The following is a 19,152-nucleotide window of genomic DNA, read 5'->3' on the forward strand; positions in this document are numbered from 1 at the left end:
ACGCCGTGACGCCGGTGCCTACGATGGTCCTTCGACAGCCGGAGCGAGGAGTCCGCGATGGAGTCAGAGGCTGGCCCGCAACCGGCTGACTTCGTGCAGAGCGTCGGGCGCGCCATGCTCATCCTGGAGGTGGTCGGTCGGTGCCCCGGGTTGCCGGTCAAGGCGATCGCGCGCCGCTGCTCCCTCAACCTCTCGACGACCTACCACCTCGTCCGGACCCTCGCCTACGAGGGCTACCTCGTGCGGCTGCCGGACGGCACCTACGTGATCGGGGACGCGGTGGCCCGGCGCTTCCACGACCTGGCGGCCTCCCTCGAGCGACCCCCCGAGGCTGCGCTCGTCCTGCACCAGCTCACCGAGCGCATCGGACTCAGCGCCTACCTCGGCCTGCTCCGGGACGAGCGGGTGACCGTCGTCGAGGTCGCGGAGAGGCCCGGCTCCCCCCACCTCGAGGACTTCGAGGTCGGGTTGGACGTCTCGGCGCACGCAACTGCGCTGGGCAAGGCGCTCCTGGCCGCACTGCCGCCGCGGACCAGGCGCGACCTGCTGCTCGGGCACGGCCTCCGTCCCTACACCGCCAACACGCAGACGGATCTGGACCGGCTGGAGGAGGAGCTGCGGTCCGTGCGCCCCGGCGCTCCCGTGGTCGAGCACGGCGAGTTCCGCGACGGGGTCGCCTGCGTCGCCGCCCTGGTGCCACGCACCGGTGCCGATGGACCGGCCTGGGCCGTGGTGGTCGCGATGCGCGACGAGGACGTCCCCTCGCACATCTGCACGGAGGTCGTCCTGGCCGCCATGGACCTCGCCGCGGCGCCGACGCATCCTGACCGGCCGGGTGCCGCTCAGCAGTCCGGGTCGGCGTGGTGGCGCGGCCGTCGACGGTGACGCAGGGCGACGAGCGCGAGCGCGGCGACCACGGCGCCTCCGAGGGCCGCCGCGAAGCTGCGGGAGTAGCCGTACGACTCCTCGTGCAGTGCGGCTCCCAGCGCAGGTCCCGCCAGCCCCGCCACGCCCCAGGACGAGAAGACCCGGCCGAACGCCGTGCCGAACCGGCCGTCCCCGACGATCTCCCGGGTGATCGCCGGGAGGAGCGCGGACGTGAGGCCGTACTGCACGCCGAGCAGCGACAGGCCCGCGACCACCGCGACGGCGCCTGGGAGCCAGGCCAACGCCACGAGCGACAGCGTCAGGGCGGCGAGGTCGGCGGCGAGCGCCCGGCGCAGACCGATCCTGAGGACCAACGATGCGGCGCAGAGCCGACCCGCGAGGTTGGCGGCCGCCATCAGCGCGACCGCGACGCCGGCACCTCGGGCGGAGACGCCCCGCTCGGTGGCCACGTCGGCGGCGTTGGCGAAGGCGAGCAGGCCGGGCGCGAAGGCCCCGAGCGAGAACCACCACAGGGCCGTCAGTGCGAGCGCGTCGTCGGGCGGCCCCGCCGCCACGCGGGTGGTGCCCGCCGGGGACGGTCCGGGTGGGCCGGGCAGGCCGCGGCTCGCCAGGACGATGACGACCCCGACCAGGGCGGCGGCGAGGACCAACGTCGTCCGCCATCCCCAGCGCTCGACCCCCAGGCTGCCGAGCGGCGCGGTCACCACCGGCCCCGCGGCGTACGCCGCCACGACGACGCCCACCTCCCGCAGCCCGCCTGCGCGTGTGGTCGCCCAGGAGACCGCGCTGAGATACGTGAGGCCGCTGCCGAGGCCGAAGAGGACCCCGACGCCGAGGTGGAGTGCCAGCAGGTCCCCTGACGCCGCCGCCACGGCGAGTCCCCCACCGGAGAGCAGACCTCCCGCCGACACGGCACGCCGCGGACCGTGCCGATCGACTGCGGAGCCCCCGCACAGGACCGCGACCGCGAACGCGACCATGCTGATGGAGAAGACGGATCCGAGCTCGACGGCGGGTCGGTCGAGATCTGCGCTGAGGGCCGGGACCAGGACGCTCCAGGCGAACAGGGTCCCCGCCGCCGCGTTGGCCGCCACCGCGGAGAGCAACGGGAGCCGATCGGGGCGAAGGACCCCCTGGAGGAGCGACACGCCGGGCCTCCCGTCAGTGAGGTGCTGCGCTCAGCTCGCGTTGAGGACGACCGCGTCCGGGTCGGGCTCGGCGTACTCGGTGACCTCGGCCGGCTCCTCGCCCGTCACCTCGCGGAACACCTCGACGGCGACCGCGCGCATGCCGTTGATCTTGGGGTGGAACGGGGCCGCGACGCCCACGCGGAGCCGGGGGCCGTTGACCCACGCCCGGCCCTTGGCGCACACGTCGTGGCCCTCCGACACGGCCGCCATGTCGACGTACGCTCCCCCGGCCGCCCGGGCGCCCCGGCGGAGCGAGGCGTTGAGGAGGCCGGCGACCTCCGTGACCGGCCCGAGCACGTCGGCGGGGACACCCACGGCGCCGCAGGTGCCGTCGGTGGGCAGGATGTCGGGGTAGCCCACGACGAGGACCTCGGCATCGGGGGCCACGGCGAGGATGCGGCGCACGGCCTGCCGGATCCGGCCGGCCACCTGGCCCGCGTCGGCGCGCAGCTGCGCGACCGGGCACGCGGCCGCGGGCCCGCGCTGGCACTGGATCAGCGAGTCGTAGATGCCGAAGTCGTTGCCACCCATGCCGAGGGTGACCAGGTCGGTCTCCGCCGTGACCGCGTCGAGCTGCGGGCGGGTGGTGTTGCCGTCGAACATCACCATCGGCTCGTAGAGGTCGGTCGTCGTGGCCGCCGAGCACGTGACGTCGGTGTAGGTCGCGACGTCGAGCCAGTCGGCGACGAAGGCCGGGTAGTTGTCCTTGGAGCGGGCGCAGCCCTGCGGGTCGGCGCGCATCGTGCCGATGAACGGTCCGGCGGAGAACGAGTCCCCCAGCGCGACGTAGTCCACCGACGAGGTCGCGCCGGTCGCCACGACGGGGTCGGGCAGGTCGACCGTGCCGTCGGCCGCCCGGCCGGACTCGCACGCGGACGCGGCGAGCGCGAGGGCAGCGACGGCGGCGGCGACGCGGAGCCTGCGGGTCACTGGCGGGCCGGACCCGTCTGCCGCGGGGTCACGCCGAAGGTGAACCAGTCCGAGTAGAGGCCGAAGGAGGACCGCACGGTGTCGCCGTCGACGGCGACCCGACCACCGGTGAAGACGAACGCCATGTCGGTGACCCGACCGCCCCACTCGCCGTTGCCGTCGCGCGCGACGACCTCGATGCCGGTCAGGTCGCCCATCCCGGGCCACTGCTTCTCGACCTGGGTGTCGTCGATCGTGGTGGTCCACGTCGAGTACGTCGGGTTCGCGAGGCCGTCGTAGGGGTCGGCCTGCGCCACGAGGTAGGGCATCGAGCCGGCCGACGACCAGCCGCCGTTGCTGGCGGAGAACTGGGTGAAGGCCGGACGGCCCTCGTAGTAGAGGCCCTGCTTGGCGGTGGCCTTGATCGCTTCGGTCGCCGCCGGGTGCTCGACGTCGACGCCGCCGTAGACCTGGCACTGCGAGGTGTCGCAGAGGTCGTAGCGCTCACCCTTGCGCGCCTGCCGCTCGAAGGCGGCGTACGTCCGCGCGGCCACCGACTGCGCGCTCACCGCGTCCGGCTCCCACAGCGCGGGCACCTCCTGGGGCACGACCCCGCGCAGGTAGGCCTCCATGCTGAGCTTGTTGACCGTCTGGCGCTTGCCCGGGCGGGTCGCGATCGACTGCAGGGTGCCGCGGTAGTCGCGGCGCGCGCCGCGCAGGACGAGCGTGAGTACGCGGTCGGCCGAGGAGAACTCGGCCTCGCCCGGGACCTTCCGCCAGGCCCTCCAGCGGCCACCCTTGGTGAACTGCACCGCCGTGTCGTCGCGGGCGGCGACCAGGCGCCACTTCCGCGCTCCGTTGGCAGGGAGCCGCCAGGTGCGCTGGCGGGCGAGGCTGGTGACCTTCAGGCCACGCTCGGCCACCACCTGGACGTCGCGCCCGGTGTCGGCGGTGATCAGCACGCGGATCTTGCCGCCGATCCGCCCCCAGGTGGTGCCGGGGTAGTAGAACTCGTCGATCTGCCGCCACGTCAGGCCCTGCTGCGCCGCGCCGAGGGCGCCGTACTGGGACAGCCCGTGCCCGTGGCCGAAGCCGCGCCCGGTGATCGTGATCGCGGTGCTGCCCGGGGTGCTCCACGTCTCGGCGGCCCGGCGCGACTCGGCGGCCGAGGCGGCGCTCGCGGGCAGGACGGGCAGCAGCATCGCGCTCGCGGCGAGGGCGAGCAGCAGGCGGGAACGGGACATGTCGGCGTCTCCCCCGAGAGTCGGCAGCGGAATCTCCGAGCGTACAGGGGCTCCGGAGCCGCCGGGCGGGGTCCGGGCGATCTGGCAGACTCCCCGCCATGTTCGGGGGACGCAGGAAGCGGCAGGAGGCCGAGCTCGCCGAGAAGGACCGGTGGCGGGTGGCGCGCAGGCTCATGGACGAGGACGTCACCGTGCTCGGCGAGCAGCTGGCCGAGCTGCACGTCGACACCCTCGGCGACGACCTCGACCCCGAGTCCCACGACCACTACCGGCGCGCGCTCGAGCACTACGAGCAGGCCAAGCACCTGGTGGCCTCCAGCGCCACCGCCGAGGACGTCGTCGCCGTCGAGCAGGTCGTCGCGGACTCCCGCTACCACCGCGCGGCCGTCATCGCCGTACGGGACGGCGAGCCGTTGCCCCAGCGGCGCGAGCCGTGCTTCTTCGACCCCCGGCACGGGCCGGCGCGGCAGGACGTGGAGTGGGCGCCACCATCGGGGGTGCCGCGGACCGTCGCCGTCTGCGCCGCCGACGCCCGCCGGCTGTCGGCCGGCGAGGAGCCGCTCGTCCGCCTGGTGCGGGTCGGCGACCGCTGGGTGCCGTGGCACCGCAGTGGCGGCACCGCCGGCGCGGTCGACGCCGGCGTGCAGCTGGCAAGGGGCTCGTCCCACGGGGTGCACGGCCAGCAGAACCTGGCGGCGGCCTACCTCAAGCAGACGACCGACGGGGCCAACGGGGTGAAGGGCCCGTTCGGGTGACCCGCTGTCGCACCCGCCTGTGACACTGGCGAGGTGCCCGAGGGAGACAGCGTCTGGAAGCTCGCCCGCCGGCTGGACCGCCAGCTCGCCGGCCACACGGTCGTGCGCTCCGACTTCCGGGTGCCGGCGCTCGCGACCCGCGACGTGTCGGGCCGGGAGGTCCTCGGCCACGACACCCACGGCAAGCACCTGCTGACCCGGCTCTCGGGCCTCGCGGGCTCGCCGCCCGCCACGCTGCACAGCCACCTCCGCATGGACGGCTCGTGGTCGACCCTGGCACCCGGCAAGCGACTGCCGGGCAAGGTCGTGCCCCACGTGCGGCTCGTGCTCGGTCTCGACGACGGCCGCACCGTCCACGGCGTGCGCCTCCACGACCTCGCGCTGGTGCCCACCGGACGCGAGGACGACCTCGTCGGGCACCTCGGACCCGACCCGCTGCGCGAGGACTGGGACGCCGCCGAGGCCGTGCGGCGCCTGCGGGAGCAGCCCACCACGCCGCTGGTCAGCGCCCTGCTCGACCAGACCTCGATGGCGGGCCTGGGCAACCTCTGGGCCAACGAGCTCGCGTTCCTGACCGGCGTCAGCCCGTGGACGCCCGTCGGCGAGATCGACGTCGAGCGCCTCGTGGAAAGGGCCGCGACGATGCTGAGGCACTCCGCGACGGTCCCCGGCGCCTACCAGGTGACGACCGGGTCACCGGTCAAGGGCGACGACCACTGGGTGACCGGACGGCAGCGGCAGGGCTGCCGGCGGTGCCGCGGCCCGGTCAGCGTGCAGGCCGAGGTGGCCGGCGACGCCGCCAACCGGCGTACGTGGTGGTGCCCCGCGTGCCAGCCCGGCCCGGGTCCGGAGGGCCGGCTCAGACGTGGTGCAGGCGACGGGCGGCCTCGGCGACCGACCCGCTCATCGACGGGTAGACGGTGAACGCCTGGGCGAGCTGGTCGGCGGTCAGCGACTCCGCGACCGCGATGGAGACCGGGTGGATGAGCTCGGAGGCCCGCGGACCCACCACGACTCCCCCGACGACGATCCCGGTGCCGGGGCGGCAGAACAGCTTCACGAAGCCGTCGCGCACCCCCTGCATCTTGGCGCGCGCGTTGCCGGCCAGCGGCAGGGTGACGACCTCGGCCTGGATCTCGCCGGCGTCGACGGCCTGCTGCGACCACCCGACCGTGGCGATCTCGGGTGAGGTGAAGACGTTGGAGGAGACCTTCTTGAGGTCGAGCGGCGCGACCGCGTCGCCGAGGAAGTGCCACATCGCGATGCGTCCCTGCATCGCGGCGACCGAGGCCAGCATCAGCACGCCCGTGCAGTCGCCCGCGGCGTAGACCCCGCGTGCCGAGGTGCGCGAGACCCGGTCGACGCGGATGAACCCACCGTCGTCGACGGCGACGCCGGCCTCCTCGAGGCCCAGGTCCACGGTATTGGGGATCGAGCCGAGCGCGAGGATGCAGTGGCTCCCGGTGACCGTACGGCCGTCGGTGAGCGTCACCGTCACCTCGTCGCCCTCGCGGGTCACCGACTGCATGCGCGACTGGCCGAGCACGTGCATGCCGCGTCGGGTCAGCACGTCCTCCAGCACCGCGGAGGCGTCGGCGTCCTCGCCGGGCAGCACGCGGTCGCGGCTGCTGACCAGGGTGACGTCGATGCCCAGCGAGAGGTAGGCGCTGGCGAACTCGGCGCCGGTGACGCCGGAGCCGACGACGATCAGCTTGTCCGGCACCTCGGTCAGGTCGTAGACCTGCTCCCAGGTGAGGATGCGCTCCCCGTCGGGCTGGGCGCTGGGCAGCGTGCGCGGCGAGGCACCGGTCGCGACGATGATCGCGTCTGCCTGGAGCGTCTCCTCGCCGTCGGCGGTGGTCGCGACGACGGTGAGGTCCGGCCCGAGGCGGCCGCGGCCGGTGACGACCCGTACGCCGTCGCGGTCCAGGCGGGCCGCGATGTCGGACGACTGGTCGGCCGCGAGCTGCTTGACGCGGGCGTTGACCCGGGCCAGGTCGACCGCGATCGCCGTGGCCGCGTCGCCCTGGAGGTCGTGGAAGTTGACCCCGAGCTCCTGCGCGGCCGACATGTCGGCCATCAGCTCCGCGGTGGCGATGAGGGTCTTGCTCGGCACGCAGTCGGTGAGGACGGCCGAGCCGCCCACGCCGTCGGTGTCGACGACCGTGACGTCGGCGCCGAGCTGGGCGGCCACGTGTGCCGCCTCGTAGCCGCCGGGGCCGCCGCCGATGATGACGATGCGGTCGGCCATCAGAGGTTGATCATGTGGCCGGCGATGCCGTGGACGGCCTCCTTGACGGCCTCGCCCAGCGTCGGGTGGGCGAAGACGTTGCGGGCGACCTCGTCGGCGGTGAGGTCCCACTTCTGGGCCAGCGTCACGACCGGCAGCAGCTCGGTGACGTCGGGGCCGATCATGTGGGTGCCGATGATCTCGTTGTGCTCGGCGTCGGCGACCACCTTGACGAACCCGAACGCCTCGCCGAGCCCCATGGCCTTGCCGTTGGCGGTGAAGGGGAACGTCGCGGTCTTGACGTCGTAGCCCTTCTCCTCGGCCTGGGCCTCGCTGTAGCCGAAGGACGCGATCTGCGGCATGCAGTAGGTCGCGCGGGGGACGAAGTCGTACTCGACGGGCATGGTCTCGGCGCCGTTGATGGTCTCGGCGGCGACGATGCCCATCGCCTCGGCGACGTGGGCGAGCATCAGCTTGCCGGTGCAGTCACCGATGGCGTACACGTTGTCCACGTTGGTGCGGCAGTAGTCGTCGATCTCGATCGCACCGCGCTCGGAGACCGTGACGCCGACGTTCTCGAGGCCGAACCCCTTGGTGCGCGGGGCGAAGCCGAAGGCGGCGAGGAACTTGTCGGCCTCGATGACCTGCTCGTCCCCTCCGGCGGCGGGAGCGACGGTGACCTTGACGCCGGAGCCGGTGTCCTCGACCTTCTTGACCGCGGTCGAGGTCATCACCTTCACGCCGAGCTTCTTGTAGTGCTTGAGCAGCTCCTTGGAGATGTCGGCGTCCTCGGTGGGGACCATCCGGTCGAGGAACTCAACGATCGTGACGTCGACCCCGAAGTTGGCCATCACGTAGGCGAACTCGACGCCGATCGCACCCGATCCGCCGATGACGATCGAGCCGGGCAGCTCGTCGGTGAGGATCTGCTCCTCGTAGGTCACGACGTTGTCGCTGAGCTCGACGCCCGGGACCAGGCGCACCGTCGCTCCGGTGGCGAGGATCAGGTTGTCGAAGGTGTAGGACGTCGAGCCGCCGTCCTTGTCCTTGACGTCGATCCCGGTCGCGCTGGTGAGGGTGCCCCAGCCGTCGATCTCGGTGATCTTGTTCTTCTTCATGAGGAAGTGGACGCCCTTGACGATGCCGGCGCTGACGTCGCGGCTGCGCTTGTGGGTCGGACCGAACGCCATGGTGGCGTCGCCCTCGATGCCGTACTTGGCCTTCTCGTGCTGGAGCGTGTGTGCCAGCTCGGCGTTCTTGAGCAGCGCCTTGGAGGGGATGCAGCCGACGTTGAGGCAGACACCTCCCCAGTACTTCTCCTCCACCACGGCCACCTTCTGGCCGAGCTGGGCTGCGCGGATCGCGGCGACGTAGCCACCGGGGCCGGCGCCGAGGACGAGGGTGTCGAAGTGGGTGTCGGTCACGGCCCCCACCCTAGTTGTCGGCGCCGCCGCGCGGACACCCGAGGTGGCGGCTCGATATCGTGTGGCCCGTGACGCTGTACGCCGCCTACGGGACGAACCTCGATCCGGCCCGCATGGGCGAGCGCTGCCCCCACTCGATCCTCCACTCCACCGGCTGGCTGAGTGGGTGGCGACTGACCTTCGGCGGCGAGGAGCACGGCTGGGACGGGGCGCTCTCGACGATCGTGCAGGACCCCTTCGAGCAGGTCTTCGTCGCCGTCTACGACGTCACCCCCGAGGACGAGCGGTCGCTCGACGGGTGGGAGGCCGCCGACACCGGCCTCTACCGCAAGACCAAGGTGCGGGTGCACACGATGGCCGGGGAGCTCGTCGTGTGGGCCTACGTGCTCGACGCGTACGAGGGAGGGCTGCCGTCGGCGTCCTACCTCGGCGTGCTGGCCGACGCCGCGGACGCGGCCGGCGCCCCGGAGGACTACGTCGCGGCGCTGCGTCGCCGCGCGTGCCGGTCCACCGGCCTCTGAGCCGCGGGCGCACCGTCGGTCTAGAGTTCGCCCGTGACCCACGCAGCCGAAGCCCCCACCCCCTACGAGCTCGCCGGCTCCGCAGCCCAGCGGCTCGCCGAGCTGACCGGCGTCGAGCGCCACGACATCGCCCTCGTCCTCGGCTCGGGCTGGCTCCCGGCCGTCGACGCCCTCGGTGAGGCCACCGCTGAGATCGACACCACCGACCTGCCCGGCTTCAGCGCGGCCGCGGTCGCGGGGCACAGCGGCAAGATCCGCTCCGTCAAGAGCGGTGATCGCCACCTGCTGGTCTTCCTCTCCCGCACCCACTTCTACGAGGGCAAGGGCGTCGCGGCGGTCGTGCACCCGATCCGTACGGCGGCCGCGGCCGGCTGCTCGGCGATCGTGCTCACCAACGGGTGCGGCGGCCTGAAGGAGGGGTGGCAGCCCGGTCAGCCGGTGCTGATCTCCGACCACATCAACCTGACCGGCACCAGCCCGATCGTCGGCGCGAACTTCGTCGACCTCACCGACCTCTACAGCCCGCGCCTGCGCGCGATGTGCCAGGAGGTCGACCCCTCCCTCGACGAGGGCGTCTACGTACAGTTCCCCGGCCCCCACTACGAGACGCCGGCGGAGGTCCGGATGGCCGGCATCCTCGGCGGGCACCTCGTGGGCATGAGCACCACGCTCGAGGCGATCGCCGCCCGCGAGGCCGGCATGGAGATCCTCGGCATCAGCCTGGTCACCAACCTCGCCGCGGGCCTGAGCGGCGAGCCGCTCGACCACGAGGAGGTCCTCGAGGCCGGCAAGGCGGCGGCCAGCCGGATGGGCGGCCTGCTCAGCCAGGTCGTCGAGCGGATCTGAGCAGGCCGCGATGCGCGTCCTGGTCACCGGCGCCGCCGGAAGCCTCGGCCGGGTGGTCACCTTCGGCCTGGCCGACCTGGGCCACGAGGTCGTCTGCCTCGACATCGTGCCGGCCGTCGACGGCACGCCGTTCGTGTGGCACGAGGCCGACTGCGCCGACGCCGACGCCGTGGAGGCGGTCTTCGACGCGGAGCGGCTCGATGCCGTCGTGCACCTCGCCGGAGTCCCGGAGGAGCGGCCCCTGCCCGAGGAGCTCACCTCCCACGTCGTCACCACCGCGGCGCTCCTGGACGCGATGGTCACCCACGACGTGCCTCGCCTGGTCTACGCCTCGTCCAACCACGCGGTCGGCCGCACGCCGCGCGCAGACGGCGAGCTCACCGAGCAGGCCCTCCCCCGGCCCGACACCTACTACGGCGTCGCCAAGGTCGCGGCCGAGGCCCTGATGCGCCTGTTCGCCGACCGGCACGGCATCGACGCCGTCGCGTGCCGGATCGGCTCGTTCCTGGAGGAGCCGACCACCGTCCGCAACCTCTCGACGTGGCTCTCCCACGGCGACGGGGTGCGGATGGTCCAGGCGGCGCTCACCGCCCCCGCGCCCGGCTTCGCCGTCCTGCACGGCATCAGCGCCAACACCCGGGGCTGGTGGGACCTCGAGCCCGGGCGCCGCCTGGGCTACGAGCCGCAGGACGACGCGGAGGCGTACGCCGACCGCATCGAGCCCCGCCCCGAGGACGAGGCGGAGGCCGAGTTCGTCGGCGGCCCGTACGCCACGGCCCAGTTCCACCGGCCCGCGCTGAGCGATGCCGTGCCCGGCGACCTCTGAGGCGCCATGTCCACGATCGACGCCTGACGCGCGCCACCCGAGGGTGGCGGCACATCGCACTCCTGAGCACCCCTGGAGAGCAATCTGCCGCCACCCCCACCACAGCCGCCCGGAAGGTGGCGGCACGTCGCACGTACGCCACCCCGACAGCCGCAATCTGCCGCCACCCCGGTCAGCAGCCCGATCACCATCCCTGCAGCGGCCGCGAGGATCAAGTGGCTGCGATCCCGACCCGGCCCTCGCGGAACGCGTCGACGAACAGGGCGTGGTCGTCGCGCACCCGTGCGGCGTAGTCGATGCCCCAGTCGCACAGCCACGCCACGAAGTCGTTGCGGCGCCCCTGCAGGGAGTCGGCAATGGCCTTCTCGACCTGGAAGTCGACGAGGTCCTGCTGGCTGTCCTCGTCGGAGGCGCAGTGGATCTTGGCGGTGGCCCGACCCAGCAGGTCGACCACCTCGCGCATGTCCTCGGGCTCGTTGATCTCGTCCCAGTCGAGGTCCACCTCGTAGGGCGAGACCTCGGAGACGACATAGCCCACGCCGCCGATCACGGTGTGTCCGAGCAGCGGGTCGGTGTGCACCTGCAGCGCGCGCTGGCTCACCGACGTGCGGTGCCCCTCGTCCTCGAAGTAGGCGTCGACCTCGCTGGTGTCGACGAAGCGGCTCACGGCGGGGATGTTGGCCTGCTTCATGCTGAGCACGACATCGTTGTCGAGCGCCTGGCTGTAGCCCTCGACCAGCACGTTGTAGGCCGGGAGGCCGGCGCTGCCGATGCCGAAGCCGGACTTCCCGACGACGTCGCGCAGCTCGTAGAACAGGTCCCGGTCGAAGCGCTTGGACTGCGGGATGGTGTCGAGGTAGGCGCGGAAGGCGGCGACCACCTCGGTGCGCTCCTCCCGCGACAGGCGCCGGGTGCTCGGGTCGTCGGCGAACTTGCGGATCCCCCGCTGCATCACGGTCAGGTCGTCGAGCAGGTCGGCGCGGCGCATCGCCCGCGCCTCCTCCAGGGCGATGAGCACCGGTCCGTACGCGGTGTCGAGGGTGATCTCGAAGTCGTCGTCGGAGTCGGAGGCCACGTAGTGGTTGACCTGCGCGAGGTAGGAGCGGGCGTAGCGGGCGATGAGCTTGCGGATCGCGTCCTCGGGCAGTGCCTTCTGCCAGGCGACCAGCGCGAGGCTCGCGGCGAAGCGCTGGAGGTCCCACGTGAAGCGACCGAGGTAGGCCTCGTCGAAGTCGTTGATGTCGAAGACCAGCCGGCCGTCGGAGTTGAGGTAGGTACCGAAGTTCTCGACGTGCAGGTCACCGTGGATCCAGATCTTCTCGGCGCCGTGGGCGGCCCACTCGTCGGCCTCCTTCGTCACGTCGTGGAAGAACAGGCACGCCGTGCCGCGGTAGAACGCGTGCGGGTCGCGCGCCATCTTGCGGTACTTCGCCCGGAACGCCGCCGGGTCGGCACGCATCAGGGGCGCGAACGCGTCGCGCAGCACCTCGACGATCACGTCGGTCCGGTCCGGTGTCCGCGCGGTGGCCATGCGGGCACTCTAGGTCCCAGGGGCCCAGTAGGTTATGGACATGGCAACCACACAACTCGGCCCCTCCACCGTCAGCACCGTGGGCGAGCTCCCCGCGGTCGGCTCGCAGGCTCCCGGCTTCGACCTCGTCGACTCGAAGTTCCAGGCCCTCACCGACGCCGACGTCTCCGGCAAGCGCGTCGTGCTCAACATCTTCCCGAGCATCGACACCGGCGTGTGCCAGGCCAGCGTCAAGAAGTTCAACGAGCTCGCCGCCGGCCTCGACAACACCGCGGTCGTCAACGTCTCGGTCGACCTGCCCTTGGCTCAGGCCCGCTTCTGCGGCGCCGAGGGCATCGACGACGTGCTCGTCGGCTCGGCTTTCCGCTCGTCTTTCGGCGACGACTACGGCATCGCGATGGCGGACGGCAACTGGCAGGGCATGCTGGCGCGCGCCGTCGTGGTCCTCGACACCGACCGCACCGTGCTGCACACCCAGCTCACCGAGGCCATCGGCACCGAGCCCGACTACGACGCCGCGGTCGCCGCGCTCGGCTGACCTCCACCGACCGTGCCGGCCGGTGCCTCGCGGCGCCGGCCGGTGCGCTTCACCGCCGCGAGGCGAGCCACGCGTGCTCGGCCTCGGGCAGCACCCCTGCGTCGAGGAAGACGTCTGCGAGGTCACGGTCGCCCATCGCGGCGCGGAAGAGCATCGGCACCGTCAGCCCGTGCCCGGGCCGGTGCACCACCTCGATCGGGTCGTCGCGCTCGATGACGCCGGCCTCACGCACCGCGAGGTAGGCGCCGGTCCGGCCGTGGTCGGCGAAGCGTCGCACCCAGCGGGGCTCGGCCATGTGCAGGGCGAAGGTCGCGCACGGCACCCGCGGCCCGCAGACCTCGAGCAGCGTCAGGCCGACCCGCCACTGCTCCCCCACCTCGGCGGCGTCCACGTCGATGCCGCTGGTGGTGAGGTTCTCGCCGAACATCCCGTCGGGCAGGTCCCGGCCGAGCTCGCGGCCCCAGTGGTCGAGCTCCTCGCGCGCCACCGCGTACACCGCCTGCGTCTCGCCGCCGTGGTGCTTGCGGCTCACGATCGCGTCGCCCACGACGCCGCTGCCCAGGCCTCCGTGCTTGGGCCCGGGGTCACGGACCTCGATCCGTGCCACCGGACGCTTGCGGATGCCACTGGGGCGCTTCAGCCCCGGCACCGCCTCCGCGCCGCCGAGGTTGGTGGAGAGGACGGTCGCGATCACGCGGCAACGCTAGTCGAGCTGCGCATACGCCCGCACCAGCTCTGCTCGCGACCGGAAGCCGCGCTTGCGGAACACGTTGCCCAGGTGACGCTCGACGGTCTTCGGGCTGAGGAAGAGCGCTGCCGCGACGTCCTTGTTGGTCCGCCCCTCGGCGACCAGCAGGGCAACCCGGGTCTCCTGCGAGGTGAGCGGCTCGTCGCCGTCGAGCAGCTCGTTGCGGGGACGGACCACCGCCCCTGTTGCTCGCAGCTCGGCCGCCGCCCGCCCGGCCCAGTGGCTGAGCTCCATGTCGGTGAAGGACCGGTGGGCCGCCTGCAGGTGCTCACGTGCCTCCACCCGTCGTCCGTCACGCCTCAGCCGGGAGCCCAGCATCAGTCGGGTGCGCGCACGCTCGAAGAGGTCCTGTGACGTGGCGTGGGCCCGGAGCGCGTCGTCGAAGGCGCGTCGCGCGGCCGCCTCGTCCCGCGCCACCAGTCCCTGGCAGCGCAGGACCATCGCGGTCAGCTCCGCGGGCGCGTGGACGGGAGTCGCCGAGGCGAGCCGGTGGGCGAGGTCCTCGGCCTGCGCCACACGTCCGAGGCTCACGTACGCCTCGACCAGGAGAGGTGCCACGCCGAGGGCCTCTCCCATCGCACCGACGCCCCCGTCCGTCTCGAGTCGGGCCTCGAGGACGTCGACGACCTCGGTCATGTCGCCGCGACACAGTGCGCAGAAGGCGACGGTGAGGGCGTGGTGCGCGGCGGCGCTCGTCGTCTCCGCCCGGTCGAGGAGGGTCCGCGCCCTCGCGAGGGCCGATCGCGCCTCCTCGTGGAGCCCGCGAGCGGCCGACTCCCAGGCCAGGTGCTCGCAGGCGATGGCTGCCTCCGCCACGTAGCCGAGGTGCTCCGCGAGCTCGGCTGCCTCGCCGGCGTCGGCGTACGCGCCCGCGTGGTCGCCCAGCATGGACCGTCCGGACGCGCTGATGGCGAGGATGGGCACGAGCATGCCGATCGCCCCGCGGCGCCGGACCCTCTCGACCCGGACGGCCCCGCGCGCGAGCGCCTCGGCGACCGTGCCGGTGAAGCCGGAGGCCAGGGCGAGCAGCAGGATCGAACGTGGGTCGTCCTCCAGCGCGTCCGACAGTGCCAGCTCGGCCACCTCCAGCAGCATCGGCCGGGCGGCCGGATAGTCACCCGCGAGAGCCGACGTGACGCCGGTGGTGAAGCACTCCCGGAGGCGCTGTGCCGGGTCGCTGCGGTCCACGGCACCCCTGATCCGGGCCGCGCAGTCCTCGAACCCCGCCAGGTCCCCCAGGCGGAACCGGACCAGCGCGAGCTCGGTGAGAGCATCGACGAGGGCGGCACCGGTCAGGGTCAGGCTGGCGGTGCGGAGGTGCTCCGCCGCACGTGGGTTGGACCCGGCGTACTGCTCCACCATCCCCAAGGTGAGCAGTGCCCGCCCGCACGCCGGTTCGGAGGCCGACGCCGAGCCCAGGACCCGTTCGACGAGACGTCTCGCACGGATGACGTCGCCGGCGACGAAGGCGTCGTCCGCCGCGGCCGCCAGCCTGGCCGAGGCGGCTGCCGGGTGGGTGGTCAGCGCGGCGGCCCGCTCGAGCGCGAGCGACGACGCGGCATACCCGAGGCGGACGCGATCGCCGGCGGCGACGCGGTCCAGCTCGTCGGCCAGGGCGTCGTCGGGGCCGGTCGACGCCGCCGCCAGGTGGTGCGCGCGACCGGACGCTCCGCGTGGGAGGGCCGCCGCCAGGGACCTGTGCGCACGGCGCTGTTCCTCAGGAGTCGCCAGCCGGAGGACCGCAGCCCTCAGCAGCGGGTGCTGGAAGCGATGACCCTGGGGCTCCGCGGCGAGGACGCCGGCGGAGACCGCCTCGTCGAGCGCGCCCGCCTCCGCCAGCACACGGGCGCCCGTGCGACTGAGCGCGACCAGGAGGACGGCGTGCCTGGCCTCCGCCGTGAGCCTCGACAGCACGTCGTCGTACACGGTGTGCAACCGGTCCCCGACGGGCAGGGGGTCGGGCAGGGCGGCTGCGCCCACGCGCTGCGCCGGGGTCAGGTGGGCGGAGACCTCGACCAGGGCGAGCGGGTTGCCGCCTGTGGCGGCGGCGAGCAGACCGGCGACCGCCGGACTGACCGTCGTCGCCACGAGGGCTGCCGCGTCCGACGACTCCAGCGCGCGCACGTCCAGGGTGGGCAGTCCCCGCGCGAGGTCGGGAGCGGGCGTCGCCGGGTCCGTACGTGCGTTCATGAGGAATCGGACGGCATCCGCGCCCAGGCGACGCGCGGCGAACACGATGGCACCTGCCGACTCGCGGTCCAGCCACTGGAGGTCGTCCACGAGCACGAGGACCGGCTCCTCGGCAGCGGCCGCCGCCAGCAGCGACAGGGTGCCGGCAGCGACCAAGAACCGGTCGGCGGGCGCGTCGGTCGGCGCCCATCCCAGGGCGGACGCCAGCGCCGCCGCCTGGCCGTCGGGAACCTCCGGGAGGAGTGGGCGCAGCGGGGTGAGGAGCTCGAGGAGGCCCGCGTGGGCCATCGCGGACTCCGACTCGATCCCCGAGGCGGTCAGGCAGCGGACGTCGCCGGCCCTGGACCGTGCGGCGCGGAGCAGCGCCGTCTTGCCGACCCCCGCCTCGCCGGTCAGCAGCAGGGCTGCCGGGCGGCCGTGACGCACCTCGCCGAGCAGGCGGTCGATCTCGGCGAGCTCCGGGTCCCGTCCGGTCAGGCCGCTCGCGGACTTGGGGGTATCTCCCGACGCGGTCCTGCGCGTCCCGGCGTGAGGGTGACCGGAACGTCCTACGACCGGAGGTGGTCCCCATGCGGACATCACAGATGATCCTAGAGATCCTGGGCAGGCGCGCGCGATGGCCCGGATGGGCCGGTCTCGTGTGGCTGCCCGTGACCCCCGAGCGGTCCCGCTGGTACCACGGTCGGATCCGGCCGTGGTGACCTTCTCCGGTGTCGACCACGTGTCGCTCACCGTGACGGACCTCGACGTGAGCGAGCGCTTCTACACCGCGCTTCTCGGTTTCGTCGTCGTGATGGACGTGGGGTACGGCCGCATCTGCATGCATCCCTCCACCGGCTTCGTGCTGGCGCTGGTCACGCATCCCGGCGCACACGGTGGCGCGTTCAGCGAGCTCCGCACGGGGATGGACCACCTGGGACTGGCCGCGGCGTCCCGCGAGGAGCTGGAGGAGTGGGAGCGCCGCTTCGCCGAGCACGGCGTCACCCACACCCCGATCCGCGACATGGAGTTGGGCCACCACCTCAACTTCCGCGACCCCGACGGCATCGCGCTGGAGCTCTCCGCCTCGAACGAGGTCATGCGCACGGCGCAACGGCTTATGGCAACCGGCGACGTCAGCGCGTCGGACATCGCCGCCTTCGTCGCGGAACACGTCAGCCCGGACCTCGTCCCAAGGGCCACCGCCGAGACCTGATGCCGTCCTGGCCTGTCAGGGGCCGTCCAGGGCCCGGGTCACTCCCCGCCGTGGCAGACCGCCTCGATGTTGTTGCCCTCGGTGTCGCGGACGAACGCGCCGTAGTAGCCGGGGTGGTACTCCGGCCACAGCCGCGGTGCGTGGAGCGACTCGGCGCCGGCCGCCACGGCCTCCGCGTGCCAGGCGCGGACCGCCGCCGCGTCCGGCGCCGTGAACGCGACGTGCACCTCGCGGTTGGGCCCCACGCCCTCGAAGGTGCTGATCCAGAAGTCGGGACCCTCGGTGCCGTAGCCGATGGCGACACCGACGTCCATCACGCGCCGGTGACCCAGCACGCCGAGGACCCGGTCGTAGAACGCAGCCGCTCGCTGCAGGTCGGTGCAGTTGATGCCCAGGTGATCGATCATGGGCAGATCCTGACAGCGCCCACCGACGGCGGTGCCCGATAGCGTGCGCCCATGACCGCCGACCACCAGCTGCTCGAGCAGGCCCGCGCCTGGGCCGCCGAGGACCCCGACGACCAGACCCGCACCGAGCTCGAGGCGGTCGTCGCCGCCGCCGAGCGCGGCGAGGACACCGACCTCGCCGACCGCTTCGCCGGGACGCTCGAGTTCGGCACGGCGGGCCTGCGGGGCGCACTGGGGGCGGGTCCGAACCGGATGAACCGCGTCGTCGTCACCCGCGCCGCGGCGGGGCTGGCGGCCTACCTGAAGGACACCGGCCACGCCGGTGGTTCGGTCGTGATCGGCTTCGACGCGCGCCACAACTCCGACGTCTTCGCCCGCGACACCGCGGAGATCATGACCGGCGCGGGGTTCAAGGCCCTGGTCATGCCCCGCACGCTCCCCACCCCGCTGCTCGCCTACTCGATCCGCGAGCTCGGCTGCGTGGCCGGCGTGATGGTGACCGCGAGCCACAACCCGCCCCAGGACAACGGCTACAAGGTCTACCTCGGTGACGGCAGCCAGATCGTGCCGCCCGCCGACATCGAGATCGCCGAGCGGATCGCTGCCGTCGGGTCCCTGGCCGACCTGCCGCGCGGCGACGCCGGCCGGCTCGTCGGCGAGGACATCGTCGACTCCTACCTCGACACCGTCGCCGGGCTCGCCGAGGACGGCCCGCGCGACCTGCTCGTCGTCTACACCCCCCTCCACGGCGTGGGCGGGACGACGGTGGCGCAGGTGCTGGAGACCGCGGGCTTCGACGCCCCGTACGTCGTGGAGGAGCAGGAGCACCCCGACCCCGACTTCCCGACCGTGGCGTTCCCCAACCCCGAGGAGCCCGGGGCGATGGACCTCGCGATGGCCCTCGCCGAGAAGCAGGGCGCCGACCTGGTCGTCGCCAACGACCCCGACGCCGACCGGTGCGCGGTCGCGGTGCCCGACGCCCACGGCTGGCGGATGCTGCGCGGCGACGAGGTGGGCGCGCTGCTGGCGCACCACCTGCTCGCGCGCGGTCGCCGCGGCACGTACGCCAACTCGATCGTCTCCTCCAGCCTGCTCGGCAAGATGGCGGCCGCGGCCGGCCAGCCGCACGAGGAGACGCTGACCGGTTTCAAGTGGATCGGCCGGGTCGAGGGGCTCGCCTTCGGCTACGAGGAGGCCCTCGGCTACTGCTGCGACCCCGAGCACGTACGGGACAAGGACGGCGTCTCCGCTTTGCTGCTGATCTGCGAGCTCGCCGCGCAGGCCAAGGCAGCGGGACGCGGGCTGACCGACATCCTCGACGACATCGCCCACCAGCACGGGCTGCACGCGACCGACCAGCTCTCGGTGCGCTTCGAGGACCTCGCCGAGATCGCGGCCACCATGGAGCGGCTGCGCACCACTCCCCCGACGACCCTCGGCGGGCTCGCCGTCGAGCGGGCCGAGGACCTCGCGGAGGGGTCGGCCGCGCTGCCGCCGACCGACGGCCTGCGCTACACCCTGGCCGAGGGGGCCCGGGTCATCGTGCGTCCGAGCGGCACCGAGCCCAAGGTGAAGTGCTACCTCGAGGTGGTGATCCCCGTCGAGCCCGGCACCGGCGGCAGCGGGGTCGACGCCGCCCGCATCTCGGCGGTCGGTCGCCTCGACGCGATCAAGGCCGACCTCCGCGGTGCGGCCTTCGGGGGCTGACCC

18 protein-coding genes are annotated in these 19,152 nt (G+C 73.1%); 9 read left to right on the forward strand and 9 right to left on the reverse strand.

Annotation, left to right across the window (positions count from 1 at the left end; translation table 11 throughout):
• Positions 1-57 precede the first annotated feature (57 nt).
• The gene (locus IE200_RS07855; RefSeq protein ID WP_191278835.1) at positions 58-885 is read left to right on the forward strand and encodes an IclR family transcriptional regulator; all 828 of its coding nucleotides are present in this window, start codon (positions 58-60) and stop codon (positions 883-885) included.
• On the opposite strand, the gene IE200_RS07860 is transcribed toward IE200_RS07855, so the two are convergent.
• Genes IE200_RS07860 through IE200_RS07870 form a run of 3 tightly spaced genes read right to left on the reverse strand, consistent with a single transcriptional unit; the run spans position 843 to position 4,231 of the window.
• A complete protein-coding gene (locus IE200_RS07860) occupies positions 843-2,036 on the reverse strand; it encodes an MFS transporter (RefSeq protein ID WP_191278836.1) in 1,194 nt (397 codons plus the stop codon). The genes IE200_RS07855 and IE200_RS07860 overlap by 43 nt on opposite strands.
• A gap of 30 nt (positions 2,037-2,066) precedes the next feature.
• On the reverse strand, positions 2,067-3,008 hold the full coding sequence (locus IE200_RS07865) for an SGNH/GDSL hydrolase family protein (RefSeq protein WP_191278837.1): 942 nt from the start codon (positions 3,006-3,008) through the stop codon (positions 2,067-2,069).
• The gene (locus IE200_RS07870) at positions 3,005-4,231 is read right to left on the reverse strand and encodes a SpoIID/LytB domain-containing protein (protein WP_191278838.1); all 1,227 of its coding nucleotides are present in this window, start codon (positions 4,229-4,231) and stop codon (positions 3,005-3,007) included. Before IE200_RS07870 ends, IE200_RS07865 begins: the two co-directional genes overlap by 4 nt.
• Positions 4,232-4,329: 98 nt before the next feature.
• Between IE200_RS07870 and IE200_RS07875 the strand changes: the two genes are divergently transcribed.
• A complete protein-coding gene (locus IE200_RS07875; RefSeq protein ID WP_191278839.1) occupies positions 4,330-4,986 on the forward strand; it encodes a hypothetical protein in 657 nt (218 codons plus the stop codon).
• Positions 4,987-5,019: 33 nt separating this feature from the next.
• Positions 5,020-5,910, forward strand: a complete 891-nt coding sequence (locus tag IE200_RS07880; RefSeq protein ID WP_191278840.1) for a DNA-formamidopyrimidine glycosylase family protein — start codon at positions 5,020-5,022, stop codon at positions 5,908-5,910.
• Here the strand turns inward: IE200_RS07880 and IE200_RS07885 are convergent.
• Positions 5,846-7,237 (reverse strand): NAD(P)H-quinone dehydrogenase, encoded by a 1,392-nt coding sequence (locus IE200_RS07885; RefSeq protein ID WP_191278841.1) that lies wholly within the window; start codon positions 7,235-7,237, stop codon positions 5,846-5,848. The two genes, IE200_RS07880 and IE200_RS07885, sit on opposite strands and share 65 nt — an antisense overlap.
• Positions 7,237-8,640 (reverse strand): dihydrolipoyl dehydrogenase, encoded by a 1,404-nt coding sequence (gene lpdA, locus IE200_RS07890; protein ID WP_191278842.1) that lies wholly within the window; start codon positions 8,638-8,640, stop codon positions 7,237-7,239. The genes IE200_RS07885 and lpdA overlap by 1 nt, the downstream gene beginning before the upstream one ends.
• Before the next feature lie 68 nt (positions 8,641-8,708).
• On the opposite strand from lpdA, the gene IE200_RS07895 reads away from it, so the two are divergent.
• Genes IE200_RS07895 through IE200_RS07905 form a run of 3 tightly spaced genes read left to right on the forward strand, consistent with a single transcriptional unit; the run spans position 8,709 to position 10,833 of the window.
• On the forward strand, positions 8,709-9,161 hold the full coding sequence (locus tag IE200_RS07895; RefSeq protein WP_191278843.1) for a gamma-glutamylcyclotransferase: 453 nt from the start codon (positions 8,709-8,711) through the stop codon (positions 9,159-9,161).
• 33 nt (positions 9,162-9,194) lie between these two features.
• Positions 9,195-10,007 (forward strand): purine-nucleoside phosphorylase, encoded by an 813-nt coding sequence (locus IE200_RS07900; protein ID WP_191278844.1) that lies wholly within the window; start codon positions 9,195-9,197, stop codon positions 10,005-10,007.
• Positions 10,008-10,017: 10 nt separating this feature from the next.
• Entirely contained in the window at positions 10,018-10,833 is an 816-nt protein-coding gene (locus IE200_RS07905) for an NAD-dependent epimerase/dehydratase family protein (protein ID WP_191278845.1), read from the forward strand.
• 211 nt (positions 10,834-11,044) lie between these two features.
• Here IE200_RS07905 and IE200_RS07910 read toward each other — a convergent pair whose 3' ends face one another.
• Complete coding sequence (locus IE200_RS07910; RefSeq protein WP_191278846.1) at positions 11,045-12,364, reverse strand: DUF2252 domain-containing protein; 1,320 nt, start codon at positions 12,362-12,364, stop codon at positions 11,045-11,047.
• A 40-nt stretch (positions 12,365-12,404) separates the two neighbouring features.
• Here IE200_RS07910 and tpx point away from each other — a divergent pair, with 40 nt between their 5' ends.
• Positions 12,405-12,902: a thiol peroxidase gene (gene tpx, locus IE200_RS07915; RefSeq protein WP_191278847.1), complete on the forward strand. Its 498-nt coding sequence runs from the start codon at positions 12,405-12,407 to the stop codon at positions 12,900-12,902.
• Between the two features lie 49 nt (positions 12,903-12,951).
• On the opposite strand, the gene IE200_RS07920 is transcribed toward tpx, so the two are convergent.
• Together IE200_RS07920 and IE200_RS07925 are read right to left on the reverse strand one after the other, a co-directional pair.
• On the reverse strand, positions 12,952-13,596 hold the full coding sequence (locus tag IE200_RS07920; protein ID WP_229856277.1) for an MOSC domain-containing protein: 645 nt from the start codon (positions 13,594-13,596) through the stop codon (positions 12,952-12,954).
• A gap of 9 nt (positions 13,597-13,605) precedes the next feature.
• Positions 13,606-16,419 carry an AAA family ATPase gene (locus IE200_RS07925; RefSeq protein WP_191278848.1) on the reverse strand — a complete coding sequence of 938 codons (2,814 nt, stop codon included), beginning with the start codon at positions 16,417-16,419 and terminating at the stop codon, positions 13,606-13,608.
• A 115-nt stretch (positions 16,420-16,534) separates the two neighbouring features.
• Here IE200_RS07925 and IE200_RS07930 point away from each other — a divergent pair, with 115 nt between their 5' ends.
• Positions 16,535-17,035 carry a VOC family protein gene (locus IE200_RS07930; RefSeq protein WP_191278849.1) on the forward strand — a complete coding sequence of 167 codons (501 nt, stop codon included), beginning with the start codon at positions 16,535-16,537 and terminating at the stop codon, positions 17,033-17,035.
• A gap of 38 nt (positions 17,036-17,073) precedes the next feature.
• Here the strand turns inward: IE200_RS07930 and IE200_RS07935 are convergent, their stop codons facing one another.
• Complete coding sequence (locus tag IE200_RS07935) at positions 17,074-17,442, reverse strand: VOC family protein (protein ID WP_191278850.1); 369 nt, start codon at positions 17,440-17,442, stop codon at positions 17,074-17,076.
• A gap of 51 nt (positions 17,443-17,493) precedes the next feature.
• On the opposite strand from IE200_RS07935, the gene IE200_RS07940 reads away from it, so the two are divergent.
• Positions 17,494-19,149, forward strand: a complete 1,656-nt coding sequence (locus IE200_RS07940) for a phospho-sugar mutase (RefSeq protein WP_191278851.1) — start codon at positions 17,494-17,496, stop codon at positions 19,147-19,149.
• Positions 19,150-19,152: the final 3 nt, after the last annotated feature.

Source organism: Nocardioides flavus (ex Wang et al. 2016) (assembly GCF_014653115.1).
GTDB classification, from domain to species: Bacteria; Actinomycetota; Actinomycetes; order Propionibacteriales; family Nocardioidaceae; genus Nocardioides; species Nocardioides flavus.